At 71.0% G+C, this 12,646-nt stretch carries 8 protein-coding genes; 3 read left to right on the top strand and 5 right to left on the bottom strand.

The features are described from left to right. Positions 1–4: 4 nt before the first annotated feature. The 4 genes from MMF93_RS24865 to eccB form a co-directional block, all read right to left on the bottom strand. Positions 5–1,765: a hypothetical protein gene (locus MMF93_RS24865; RefSeq protein WP_242754931.1), complete on the bottom strand. Its 1,761-nt coding sequence runs from the start codon at positions 1,763–1,765 to the stop codon at positions 5–7. Between the two features lie 36 nt (positions 1,766–1,801). Continuing rightward, the gene (locus MMF93_RS24860; protein ID WP_242754929.1) at positions 1,802–2,278 is read right to left on the bottom strand and encodes a hypothetical protein; all 477 of its coding nucleotides are present in this window, start codon (positions 2,276–2,278) and stop codon (positions 1,802–1,804) included. Positions 2,279–2,504: 226 nt separating this feature from the next. Beyond that, entirely contained in the window at positions 2,505–3,779 is a 1,275-nt protein-coding gene (gene mycP / locus MMF93_RS24855; protein WP_242754927.1) for a type VII secretion-associated serine protease mycosin, read from the bottom strand. 13 nt (positions 3,780–3,792) lie between these two features. Continuing rightward, positions 3,793–5,319: a type VII secretion protein EccB gene (gene eccB / locus MMF93_RS24850; RefSeq protein ID WP_242754925.1), complete on the bottom strand. Its 1,527-nt coding sequence runs from the start codon at positions 5,317–5,319 to the stop codon at positions 3,793–3,795. A gap of 457 nt (positions 5,320–5,776) precedes the next feature. Here eccB and eccE point away from each other — a divergent pair, with 457 nt between their 5' ends. From eccE to MMF93_RS24835, 3 genes are all read left to right on the top strand, one after another. Beyond that, entirely contained in the window at positions 5,777–7,156 is a 1,380-nt protein-coding gene (gene eccE, locus MMF93_RS24845) for a type VII secretion protein EccE (RefSeq protein ID WP_242754923.1), read from the top strand. After that, positions 7,156–7,860 (top strand): hypothetical protein, encoded by a 705-nt coding sequence (locus tag MMF93_RS24840; RefSeq protein ID WP_242754921.1) that lies wholly within the window; start codon positions 7,156–7,158, stop codon positions 7,858–7,860. The genes eccE and MMF93_RS24840 overlap by 1 nt, the downstream gene beginning before the upstream one ends. Positions 7,861–7,973: 113 nt before the next feature. Then, positions 7,974–11,381, top strand: a complete 3,408-nt coding sequence (locus tag MMF93_RS24835; RefSeq protein WP_242754919.1) for an SCO5717 family growth-regulating ATPase — start codon at positions 7,974–7,976, stop codon at positions 11,379–11,381. A gap of 143 nt (positions 11,382–11,524) precedes the next feature. Here MMF93_RS24835 and MMF93_RS24830 read toward each other — a convergent pair whose 3' ends face one another. Then, positions 11,525–12,472 carry a bifunctional riboflavin kinase/FAD synthetase gene (locus MMF93_RS24830; protein ID WP_242754917.1) on the bottom strand — a complete coding sequence of 316 codons (948 nt, stop codon included), beginning with the start codon at positions 12,470–12,472 and terminating at the stop codon, positions 11,525–11,527. Positions 12,473–12,646 lie beyond the last annotated feature (174 nt).

The following is a 12,646-nucleotide window of genomic DNA, read 5'->3' as shown; positions in this document are numbered from 1 at the left end:
TCTGTTACTCGATCACCGGGGGCACGGAGTTGGGCCGGCGGGCGGGCGGGGCCTCACGCGCTGCCGGGTCGTCCGAACGCGTCGCGCGGTTGTCCTCCGGAGGCCTGGATATGCCGTCCGTCGACGAGGCGTCTTCTCCGTCCTCCCGAACCAGCCCGGAGCCTCCCGAAGTGAACTCGCGACTGCCGCGCCTCCGGTCCGATCCCTGTTTGCGGGGCGTGCCGACGATGCCTCCGGGGGTTGAGGCCACCCTCCGGCCCTGGGAGTCCTTCTTCGATTTCGTTTCAGACGCTCGGCTGCCGATCGGCGGTACTCCCATCGGAGCGCGCCTGGCGGGGGCGCCACCCTCCGTGCCGACGACCGTTCCGCGCGGGATACCCGGGGAAGTCGGGCGCGGAGTGGCACGGCTCGGCGTTCCTCCCACGATCCCGCCAGGCTGGGAGGCACGCGCGGTCCCCGAGCCGGTTCCACGGCCGGCATTGGAAGTTCCGTTGTTGGGGTTCGTCATACCCGGATGCATCATCCCGGGGCGCCCCATCGGGCCGGTGCGTCCGCCGGTGCCCTGCGGGTCCCTGGACGCAGCGTTCGTGGGCAACCCGGTCACCGGCGAGCGCCCTGTCGGCCCTGTCGTCTGCCGCCCCGTCGGAGGCGGAGGTACTGGTCCGGGCCGCATGGGAGCGGGCGAGGGCCGCATCGGGCCAGGCGACTTGGTCATGCCCGGCCCGGTGCTCCTGCCCGTCTGCGGCAGCGGGCCCGGAAGCGTCGGCGGCTGGCCGGGGCCTGTGGTCGTCGGCCCGGGGCCGGAAGGGCCATGCGGAGTCGAGTGCGCTTGGACCGGGTCAACCGGCGCAGGGGGCGTCGACACCGTGTCGATGGCTGTGGAGACACCTGCATCAGGGTGGACGACGTTGTGTACGGGAGGAGCAATGCCGCCGTGCGGCACGGAAGTAACCCCTCCGTCGCTGCCGCCGCCTCCGGTCTCCGCCGGGGTAACGGCAGACCCGGGCACGACAGTTTCCGCGCCGTTGCGCGCCCGCATCGACTCGTGCGGGATGGCCGGACCACCTCCCGGGCCCGACACCTCGTTGCGGGGCGGTGGAACACCGATGTTCGGCATCTGCTCGAACTGCGGAATCATCCCCTCCGCCACCGCCATGTTCCGGCTCGAGACGTCGTAGTACGACGCGATCCGGTTCATCTGGATCAGGGCGGCGTTGTGGTTCTTCTTGTACTGCTTGTACTTGGGGTTGTCCTCGTTCCGCTTGTCCTTCGGAATCTCCTCGACATCGCGGATCTCGACCTCTTCGTCCTTGGGCATCGAGCCCTGGGTTCCTGCCAGCCCCAGGCTCATCACGGACAGCTCAGTGCTGACCGTTTCCGCGTAGCCACCCATGTGCTGGGTGTTCTTGCCCAGTTGGACGGCCCACTTCTTGCAGGCCCGCTCCGCCTCGCCTTCCCATTCGGCACGCTCGGCCTCCGTCTGCAGCCACGAGCCGGCCGACTTGATGGCTTTGGAGGCGTTGTAGAGGGCGTTGGCCACCGTCTCCAGGTCGGACGGCTTCGCGGTCCTGACCATGTCGAGCAGCTCACCGAGGGGCTTCTTCTCGAAGTCGGTCGTCGCCCCGGGAAGGTAAAGCACCGCGTACGGGGACGTGACCAGCCCGTACCGCGCCAGGTCGCGCATCGCGATGTTCGCACCGGCGCTGGGGTTGTCCAGGTCGGGCGCCCCGGGCTTGGGCGCCCCGCCACCGTCTGTTCCACCCACGGGAATGCCTCCGTCAAAGTCGCCGACGTCTGATACTCAGTACTTGGATTGGGACTGTTCGTTTCGAGGCGCGTCGGCTTTCTTCGTCTCATGCTTGTCGTGCTTGGCCGCCTCGGCCTTCCGCTTCTCTTCTTCCAACTCCGCCTGGATCGCCCAGAAGCGCCGTTTCTCGTCCTCGTCCATCTGGTCGAAGCCCTTGTCGGCGTCGGAGACGGCGATGCCGAACATGAAGATCTGGTCGTCGAGCTTTCTGGACAGCTCGGTCAGGTGGTTGTGGACCTTGTTGTACTGCGCGAGCACGCCTGTCGCCTCGGGGAAGGCGACGTCTCCGTGGACCGAGGCCGGGGTGAGCCGTTGGGCTTCCAGTGCGATGCGGCCACCTGCGGAGTCCTGCAGTTCCTTCAGGGCGTCGTCGATCTTCTTCTTGAACTTCTTGAGGACTTCCTCGCCCCGCAGAAGATCAGGCTTCTTGCCCTTCGGTTCACTTTTGGGCGTGCCCTTCGGCTCGCTCATCTCGCCCTCCCCGTGCGCGTCCACCCGTCGCGGGCCCTGCTGTGGCGGCTGCCGTTGCCCACTGTGCGCTGTGTGTCACTGTAGCCACACCCTAGGTGGGTCCCAACTGCAAATCCGAGGCGGGGCAGTTGTCGTAGCAGTGCTGTTGCTTGTGCGTGACACATCTCTCTTGATACCAGCGGGCACCGACATCCGACATGGCGTCGGCCCACGTGTGAGGAGCTCCTCAGCGGCTGCCCGTGGGGTGCCTGCGGCGGCGCCAGTCGCGGTAGACGAGGGAGGACCCCGCGACGATCGCGACGAGGGTGCCGCCGCCGAGGAGGACGTAGGTGCCGAGGCGCTCGTTGCGTTCCTGCTCGGTTTCGCCGAGTTCGAGTGCGGCGGGGGCCGGTTTCTCGTCGGTTTCGACGCCTTCTTCGGCGACGGGGTGGTCGATGCGCTTGCTGTCCTCGGTGAGGGCGGCCACCGGGTCGACGACGCCCCAGCCGACGAGGCGGTCGTGGCCGGGGATGGAGCGCTCGGCGGTCTGCTCGATCTGGGCGACGATGTTCTCCTGGGTCCAGCGGTCGGCACCCTTGCCGTGTTTGGCGCGCAGGAGTGCCGCCACGCCCGCCACATAGGGGGCGGAGAAGCTGGTGCCGTTGTCTGCGCAGTGACCGCCCTTGGGGACGGTGGAGATGATGTCGACGCCGGGCGCCGCCACGTCGACGAACTCTCCGGACTGCGAGAAGGGGGCGCGTTCGTTGTTGCGGTCGGAGGAGGCGACCGCGAGGACGCCCGGGTAGGAGGCGGGATAGGTCTTCTTGACGTTGCCGCCGAGGCCGTCGTTGCCTGCAGAGGCGACGACGACGACGTCGGCGGCCAGTGCGCGCTGGACGGATTTTTCGAGGGACGAGTCCGCCTGGAGGGCTTCGGCTGTGTCCTGCGAGATGTTGATGATGTCGGCGTCCGCGTCGACGGCGTAGTCGATGGACCTGGCGAGGCTTCCCGCTGTGCCGCTGCCGTTGGCGTCGTTCTGCTTGACGGGGATGATCGTCGCCTTGGGGGCCAGCCCGACGAAGCCGGTGCCGTCGGCGGGGCGGGCGGCGATGATGCCGGCGACCTTCGTGCCGTGCCCGACCTCGTCCGTGGTGGGTTTTCCGCGCGGCGTGGTGCGGCCTGTTTCGTCCTTCTTGCGCTTCTTGGGGAGGAAGTTCTTGCCGGCTCCCGCGTCGACCGCGTCTGTCAGCTGTTCGTTCTTGATGTCGACGCCCGTGTCGATGACGGCGACGCGGACACCTGCGCCCTGGTCGGTGTCCTGCCACAGCTCGTTGAGGAGGACCCTCTGGAGCGCCCAGGGGCGGCCCTTGTACGGCTTGGCGGGGAAGCTGCACTGTGCGCTGGTGTCCGCGGCGGCGGGCGGGGCTGCCGCGAGGGTGAGGCCCGAGGCGGTGAGGGCGGTGGCCGCGGTGGCCGCCGCCAGGCGGCGGAGCGCCGCGAGAGCCCGGATGGAGCTGCGCATCGTCCTACCCTCCTCAGGAACCCTGCGGCTGGAGCGCGTCGCCGGTGGACAGGCGGGGTCCGGTGGGCAGGAAGGAGGCCCACTCCGCCGGGACGAGGGCGGGCTTCACCTTCTCGTAGCCGAGTCTGCGCTGCGCGTTCTGGTCCTCTTGCTGTTGCTGTTCCTTCTTGGATTTCTTCTTCTTGTCCTCGCCGATGCCGGAGTCGTCGTGCGCACTGTCGGCGTTGGCCTGCATGGCGTACCGCAGTCCGGTGTCGGTGACCAGGAACATGCCGCCGGAGCGGGTGCTGCGCCCCTTGATCTGGCGGAAGAGCTGGCCGGTTCCCGGCGTGACGTAGGCGCTGGAGGTGCCCGCGGGCAGCTGGGCGGGAAACTCCGTGCCCGACCAGGTGCTCAGAGTGGTCTTGCCGGTCTTGCCGTCCACCTTGCGCAGGACGTTGCAGGCGACGTTGCGGCTGTCGGACTGGGGGTTGGCGGAGTTGACGGCGTGTGCCTTCTGGGCGGGCCACGTCAGGGACTCGCCGTACTTCTTCTTGGTCGGGGAGAAGGCGCTGGCGTTCACCTTGAGGGCCTGGCTGTTCTGCTGGAGGGGCAGCAGCTGTTTGGAGGACAGCAGGAGCTGGGCCATGAAGTCGCTGATCGGCATGACCTTGCCCTGGAGCACGACGTAGTGCTGCCAGTGGTTGCCCGAGGGCGCCTGGATGACGGTGCCGACGCGGTTGGTGCGGGAGCCGAGCCCCTGGACACCTGCGTCCGCTCCGACGGTTCCGCTGATCTGCGGGAAGGCGATGTCGTCACCCGTGTGCAGGGTGGCCAGCCACTGACGGGAGACCCGCTGGGGTTTGCGGTTGTCCGCCAGGACGCGCAGCAGGGTCTCGTCGTCGGGGACGCGGTATTTGGTGCCCCTCTTGTCGACGACGTAGAGCCGGTCGTCGGGGCCCTGCACGTAGATGAGCTCCCCTGCGCGCAGGCGGTTGCCGCCCTCGACCTTGCCGCTGTCGCGGTCGGCCAGGACGAAGGCCGCCTTCTGTACGGCACGTCCGCCCTCGCCGGGACGCTCACAGACGGCCCAGCGTTTCTTCTGGCCCGCTTCCTTGGCTTCCGGGAGCCGATCGGGGGCGTAGGGGATGCCCAGGGTGGCGCCGTGCGGAATGTCGCCGTTGTCGAGCACCTTCTCGTCGACTTTGACGACCTCTCCCTTGCCGGGGTCGAGGAGCAGCTTGGCGGAGGCAAGGTTGAGCACCGGGTGGAGCTGCGCTTTGCCGTCGGTCTCCAGGACGACGTAACGGGTGGTCGACTCGGAGCCGATGATGACTTTCTCCTTGGGCTTGTCCCAGCCCTCGGGAGCCTTCGGTTTGAACATGCCCCACGCCCCGAATCCGGCGAGGATGAGGGCGCCGACGACGAAGCCGGGCAGAATGCCCCGCAGGGGGCGGGGCGCGCCCTCCTCCGTGCCTGTCGGTGACGGCTGGAGGAACGCCGCCACCAGCCGCTTCTTCGCGAAGGTGTAGGCGTTGAGCTCGTCGCGCCGTGATGCCATGAGTGAAAGACGCTCCCTGGAAGTCCCTGCTGTCCCCCGCACCGCCGAGGCCCTGACGGGCCCAGGACGGTCCGGAACCATCCCGCTCGCCGGACCGTATCCGGTCCGCACCGGTCCGTCCCCGGCCCGTTCCCGCCGCGCACGCGCCCGCCCGCGAACCCGAACCGCGAACCGCCGCCGTTCGCGAAACACGCATCGCGAACCGCGGACGACGGATCGCGCCCGTCCGGTCGCGGAACACGTTCCCCGCACGGTCGCTCCACGCACAAGCGACCCCGCGCGGCTCCGCACCGCGCGGTGCACGAGCCGGCCGGCGCCCGGCAGCAGCGCTGCCGATTGTCGGACCGGGCCCCTACTATGCCCGTTGGGGATCGACTCGTGCCGCTCCGGTATCGTGATCGCCCGTCCAACGCCCCCGACGAGTGGGGCCAATTCGGACTTTAGGGGGCCTTCCGGGATGGGATCTGCTACGCGGGCGCGGGGTGCGGCGAGCACCGCGGGGCGCCCTGGGCCGGGGGCTTCCCGGCGCCCGGGGGCCGACGCGTCCGCCACGCGGGCAGCCCAGGCCCGGCCCCGGGTCCCCGCCTCGACGACACTGCGCACCGAGTCGCGGACGAGCCGTCTGGGCCCCTTCCAGCTGCAGCAGCTTGTACTGCTGGAGCTCGCCGCCGCCGTGCTGCTGATCGCGGCCGCCGTCGACCGGCTGCTGCTCGTGCCCGCCGTCGTGGTCGCCGCCGTTCTCGTGGCGCTGGCCGTCATCCGCCGTCACCGGCGTTCGCTGCGCGACTGGGGCAGCACGGTGCTGGCGTTGCGCGCTCGACGGCGCGCTGCGGCCCAGCCGTTGACGGCGGCGATGGTGCTGGACGAGGAGGGCGAGCGCGTCGACGCCGGTTTCCTGCCCCTGGTGGAGACAGCACCGGGGCTGCGCACGTACGCGTATCTCGACAAGAAGCGGCGCACCATAGGCATGCTGGGGGACGGCACGTTCCTGACGGCGCTCGTGCGGATCGAGGCGGCACCCAGTGCGCTGCGTCCGGCGTTCGGCGCGCGTGTCCTCCCCCTGGGCCTGATGCACGACGCGCTCGACGTCGACGGGATCGCGCTGGAATCGGTGCAGATCGTCCAGCACGTCCAGCCGGCTCCCGCGCCCCACCTGCCGGACCAGTCGGTGGCGCGGCGCAGCTACGGGCCGCTGCAGGAGCAGACCGGGTCGCCCGCCCTGCGGCTGACCTGGGTGGCGCTCAAGTTCGACCCGGAGCTGTCACCGGAGGCGGTCGAGGCGCGCGGGGGCGGACTGGAGGGGGCGCAACGCTGCCTGGTGCGCGCGGCCGACCACCTGGCGAGCCGCGTCACGGGCGCGGGTTTCGTGGCGACGGTGCTCAACGAGCAGGAGCTGATAGCCGCGCTGTCGACCTCCGCGTGCGTCAACCCGGTGGCGACGGCCCGCGCGAGCCGGCCGGACGCGGCACCGGCGCGGCGCACGGCCGAGACGGCCCGCGCCTGGCGGTGTGACGATCGCTGGCACACGTCCTACGCGGTGGGCCGCTGGCCAGAGTTGGGGCGGGCGGCCACCCCGCTGCCTCGGCTGGTGGCGCTGCTGACGTCCGTGCCGACCCTGACGACGACGTTCAGCCTGACGCTGGGCCGCTCGGCACGGCGCAGCGCGGTCACCATCAGCGGTTACGTGCGTCTGACGGGCCGTTCAGACAACGAGCTGGCCGCGGCCCGCCGTCAGCTGGAGCGGTCGGCGCGTTCGGCCCGCCTGGGCCTGCTGCGGCTCGACCGCGAGCAGCTTCCCGGCGCCCTCGCGACGCTTCCGCTGGGAGGGGTGCGCTGATGGCGAGCCGTCACGGCCAGGGCCTGCTCGGCCCGCGCCGCACCGAACACGCGGTTCCCGCGGACCATCTGGCCGCACTGTCACTGCCGATCGGGGACGACGGCGTGGTCGTCGGCAACGATGCGGAGGGCCGCCCCCAGGTGGTCGGCTTCCACCATCCGACGCCGTACGACGTGGTGCTGGTGGGCGGACTGTGGACGGCACAGGTGATGGCGCTGCGGCTCGCCGGCACGGGCGCGCGGATCGCTGTGGAGACGGGCCGCGCCCACGTGTGGACGAACCTGGTGCAGGCGGCGGGCGCGGGGCAGGAGTGCATCACGCTCTACGACGTCGGCCGCGTTCCGCCGATGGGGCCCACGGTGAGCAGCCCGGTGCTGGTCGTGCGCGACTGCGGGATGCGGCCACCGCGCGGCCGGGTCGCCTCCATGCCATGGCAGTCGGTGCTGACGCTGCTGCCGTATCTGAGCCCGGTGGCCCCTCGCCTGCTCCGGGGCGCGGGGCTGGCCGGGATCCAGCGTGTCTCGCCGGACGAGGCCCAGCAGATCGGCCGCATCATGCAGCTTCCGCGGCAGGACGTGGACGCGCTGTCCACGCTGGGCGACGGCGTCACGCTGTGGTGCACGCGCCGCGAGCGGAGCTACGCGCTGACGCAGCCGACGGACGCCGAGTCGGGGCTTTTGGGGACGGCGCGGCGGCTCGACTGAGCGTCCGACCGCGGACCGCACTCCCGTAGCGGTAGTTGTGATGATTAGGCTGGATGGACGCGCGTGGGCGGGCGCGCGGCAAACCGGGGTGAATGACCACAGCAGGAGGCATTGTGAGCAGCGACCGGGACGAGATCCGCGTCCGCGGGACCATGCCCGGCTCGGATCAGCTCGACGCGGAAGCGGATGCCGAGAGCGAGGTGGAGTCGACGGGACAGTTCACCATCGACTACACACCGCCCGCCTGGTACACGCAGGACGCGGGTGGCGGCCGACCGGAGCCCGAGGCGCCCTCGGGAAGCGCGGCCGGGACGGACAGCGCGGACGCGCCGTCGGGCGGGGCGGAGGCCGCCGGTGCGCGTGCCGAACAGGGCGACTGGTGGGCGAGTTCGCCCACACCGCCTCCGCCTGCCGCGCCGCCCGTCCCCGAGACGGCCCCTGACGCGGGCACAACCGGTGGTGCGGCTCCCGGCTCCGAACTCCCCGCCTTTCCCTCGCTCCAGCCGTTCGGCGAGCAGAACGCTCCGGAAGCGGACAACGACGCCTCAGCGCGGGACGCCGACGCTTCCATGCGGGACACCGACGCTCCCGTGCGAGACGGCGACGCTTTCATGCGGGACAGCGACGCTTCCGTGCGGGACAGCGGAGAAGAGGCTGCGGGGACGAGTGACGACGAGGCGGACGGGCTGAGCTCCGCCCCGGCTCCCTCCCGCGGGTTCGCCGACGCCTCCGGCGGATTCACCGACGTCTCCGGGACGTTCGCCGACGCCGCCACCGAGGAGAGCGGTGCCGACGCACCGCGGGCGACTCAGACGGACGAGTGGGCGGACGAGGCGAACGAGGCGGACGAGACAGATGACGGGCTGGGGCCCGACTCCTTCGGCGCGGACTCGCCCGGCATGTCGGCGCTGTCGACTTCCCAGTCCGTGCCAGGAGCAGGCGAGCACGACAGCGACACGGACCCCGCTGTCCAGGACGACGTCGCGCTGACGTCCGGCTCCGACGACGACGCACACGAGTACGCGGCGCAGCAGGAGCAGGGTAAGACCGAGGCGGCGCAGGAGGGTGAGGCGGCCGGCACCTCCCAAACGGACGATGTCGCGCCGAGTTGGCGTGCTGCGTCCGGCGCGAGCCCCGAGGAGGGGCAGGAGCGTCAGGAGGGGCAGGAGCGTCAGGAGGCGCCGGAAGAGCGTCAGGAGACGCCCGCACGGGCGCAGAATGAAGACGGCGCGACCATGCGGTTCTCCGCGTCCGAACTGCGCCGGGAGATCGCCGCCTACGCGGAGCAGGAAGAACGCAGGCAGGACGGGGCCGCTCAGGACGAGACCGCCCAGAGCGGGGCCACCCAGGAGGGGGCCTCCGTGGCAGCCGACGACTCCCCAAAGGTGGCCACCCCTGAGGGCGAGGAGCGTGTGGACGGCGGGAGGGAGCCGCAGGACGCGGCCCCCTCCTCCTACGACTTCGACCTGGCTGCCCCCTCTGCGGAACGCCGGTACGACGCTCCGCCCGCGCCGGCACCCGCCGAGCCGCGGGACGCGGAACCGCAGGACGCGGTGCCGCCTCATCCCCTCTCTCCCGCAGCACCGCCACAGGGGGCGGCTCCCTGGTCCGCCTCCCCCGTCGCCGACAGCTCGCCCGCTGCCGGCCCTGGCGGTACGGCGGGCGGCGCGGCCGGTGGTGCACAGTCGCTTCCGCCGCTGCCACCGGACTTCCAGCCCGCAGCACCCGCGCCGGCCGCTGACGCGGCGCGGCATGACGCCCCCGCCTCACCTCACGTACCGCAGCAGCCGCAACAGCTGCCGCAGCCCGGCCTCCCGGAGCAGCAACAGGGCCGGCAGGGGCCTCAGTACGGTCAGGAGAGCCGCTACGGCTATCCGCAGGGCCCGGCGTCACAGCAACAGCCCCCCGGTGGTGTCGTGGTGCCGCCCGCGCAGTCGGCGGGGCAACCGCAGGGACAGCCGGGCTACCCGCCGCAGCAGCAGCAGGCGCAGCCGGGTCAGCCGGCGTACGGGCAACAGCAGCCGCCCGTACCTCCACAGGGTCAGCCCGGACAGTATCCGGCCCCGGGACAGAGCCATCTCCCCGGACAGCCGGTTCCGCCGCAGCAGCAGTACCAGCAGCCACCGCAGCAACAGCAACAGCAACAACCCCACCTGCCGGGGCAGGGCCAGGACCAGCAACAGGCCCAGCCGCCTGCCTCGCCGGCACATCCAGTGCCGAACCCTCAAGCACAGCCCCAGTCACAGCCCCACCCGCAGCACCCTGCTCACCCGCAGGGACAGGTACCGGCTCAGTCGCAGGCTCCGGTCCAGCCGCATCCGGGCGCTGTCGACCCGCGGCGGACGGACCAGTCGGGGTCGCCGCTGGGGTACACGGCAGCGGTCGAGTTGTCCTCGGACCGGCTGATCAACAGCAAGAAGAAGCCGCGTCCGCAGTCGGGCAACAAGGGCGGGCGCTTCCGGTTCGGCGCCAAGAAGGAGGAAGCGGAGCGACAGCGGAAGCTGGAGTTGATCCGCACGCCGGTGCTCTCGTGCTATCGGATCGCCGTGATCAGCCTCAAGGGCGGTGTCGGCAAGACGACGACGACAACGGCTCTGGGCTCCACGCTCGCCACCGAGCGCCAGGACAAGGTCATCGCCATCGACGCGAACCCGGACGCGGGCACGCTGGGCCGTCGGGTCCGCCGTGAGACGGGCGCGACGATCCGCGACCTGGTGACGGCGATCCCGTACATCAACAGCTACATGGACATCCGCAGGTTCACCTCGCAGGCACCCTCCGGTCTGGAGATCCTGGCGAACGACGTCGACCCGGCGATCTCGACGACGTTCAACGACGACGACTACCGGCGCGTCATCGACATCCTGGGCAAGCAGTACCCGATCATCCTGACGGACTCGGGCACGGGCCTGCTGTACTCGGCCATGCGGGGAGTGCTCGACCTGGCCGACCAGTTGATCATCATCTCCACCCCGTCCGTGGACGGGGCGAGCAGCGCGAGCACCACGCTGGACTGGCTGGCCGCGCACGGCTATTCGGACCTCGTGCAGCGGAGCATCACCGTGATCTCCGGGGTGCGCGAGACGGGAAAGATGATCAGGGTCGAGGACATCGTCTCCCACTTCGAGACGCGCTGCCGCGGCGTGGTGACCGTCCCGTTCGACGAGCACCTGTCGGCCGGTGCCGAGCTCGATCTGAACATGATGCGGCCGCGCACGAGGGAGGCGTACTTCAACCTGTCCGCGATGATCGCCGAGGACTTCGTGCGTGCTCAGCGCGAGCAGGGGCTGTGGACGGCGGACGGCAATCCGCCGCCGCAACTCGCCCCGCCGATGCCCGGCCAGGGCGGTGCGCCAGGCCAGGCCCCGGTGGGGCAGCCGGGCGTTCCCGCGCCCGGCGGCCAGCCGCCCGCTCAGCAGCAACCCCCCTACGGTGGGGGCCCCGGCTACGGGTATCCCGGTCCGCCCGGTGGCACGGGCCGGCCCGGGCAGCCCCAACCCGGCAGCGGCTGGCAGCAGTAGCCACCGGCCATGCCCGGCCCGGTCGCGGCTGAGCCCGGACCGGGGCCGGGGTGCCACCTCGCACGAAGGGGCCTGCGGATGTCTCCGCAGGCCCCTTCGTGCAAAAAAAGCCGCTCCCGTCGTCCCCCTCCCCGCAGGAGGATTCAGCTCTCGTCGGCCGCCGCGACCTTCACCCGTGCCTCGTCCACGTCCTGCGCCATCCGTGCCGTGAGCGCGTCGAGCGTGTCGAACCTGCCCTGACCGCGGATGTAGTCGAGGAAGTCGACCCCCACGTGCATGCCGTACAGATCCAGGTCGACGCGGTCGATCGCGTACGCCTCGACGGTGCGCTCGGTGCCCTCGAACTGCGGGTTCGTCCCGACGGAGATCGCCGCGGGCATGACCTCACCCTCGACCGTGAGCCAGCCCGCGTACACGCCGTCGGCCGGAACGGCGGTGTGCGGAAGCGTGTCGAGGTTCGCCGTGGGGTAGCCCAGGTCCCGGCCGCGCTGCGCTCCACGCACCACGATCCCCTCGACCCGGTGCGGACGGCCCAGCACCTCGGCGGCACCACGCACGTCGCCCTCGGCGACCAGCCGCCGCGCCATGGTGGAGGAGAACGCCTCACCACTGCGGTCACGCTCGAAGAGGTCGACGACGATCACCTCGTAGTCGTAGGTCTCCCCCAGCTCGGTGAGGGACGCCACGGTGCCTGCCGCCTTGTGGCCGAAACGGAAGTTGGGCCCCTCCACGACGCTGCGCGCGTGGAGTTTGTCCACGAGGACCTTCACCACGAAGTCGGCGGGCGAGAGCTTGGAGAACTCGGCGGTGAAGGGCAGCACGAGGACGGCGTCCACGCCCAGTTCACCCAGGAGTTCCGCACGACGGTGGTGCGGCGCCAGCAGCGGGGGGTGGCTTCCCGCCCGCACCACCTCGCTGGGATGCGGGTCGAAGGTGACGGCGACAGCGGGCACCCCCAGCTCCCTGGCGCGCTGCACCGCCTTCCCGATGATGAGCTGGTGCCCCCGGTGCACCCCGTCGTACGAGCCGATGGTGACGACGCTGCGCCCCCAGCCCTCGGGGATGTCCTCCAAGCCACGCCAGCGCTGCACGTCTGCTCCTCGTCGCTACCTGGTTCGCCAGTGTCTTCAGCCGATGGTGATGACGATGGGTCTCGCCGGTCCAAGGGTGCCATGCCGTGCGCCTGGGCCCCGCACGGACCCACCTCCAGTTCCTTCTCGGGGGAACCGGTGCGGCAGCTGTCAGCGGTCCGCAGGGCCGCTCGT

Origin of the sequence: Streptomyces tubbatahanensis (assembly GCF_022699385.1) — a bacterium.
GTDB lineage: Bacteria > Actinomycetota > Actinomycetes > Streptomycetales > Streptomycetaceae > Streptomyces > Streptomyces diacarni.
This window is presented reverse-complemented; position numbering and strand designations above follow the sequence as displayed.

Coding starts and splice junctions, on each gene's coding strand:
- MMF93_RS24860 (WP_242754929.1), bottom strand. CDS start 2,278: ATGAGCGAGCCGAAGGGCACGCCCAAAAGTGAACCGAAGGGCAAGAAG.
- mycP (WP_242754927.1), bottom strand. CDS start 3,779: ATGCGCAGCTCCATCCGGGCTCTCGCGGCGCTCCGCCGCCTGGCGGCG.
- eccB (WP_242754925.1), bottom strand. CDS start 5,319: ATGGCATCACGGCGCGACGAGCTCAACGCCTACACCTTCGCGAAGAAG.
- eccE (WP_242754923.1), top strand. CDS start 5,777: ATGGGATCTGCTACGCGGGCGCGGGGTGCGGCGAGCACCGCGGGGCGC.
- MMF93_RS24840 (WP_242754921.1), top strand. CDS start 7,156: ATGGCGAGCCGTCACGGCCAGGGCCTGCTCGGCCCGCGCCGCACCGAA.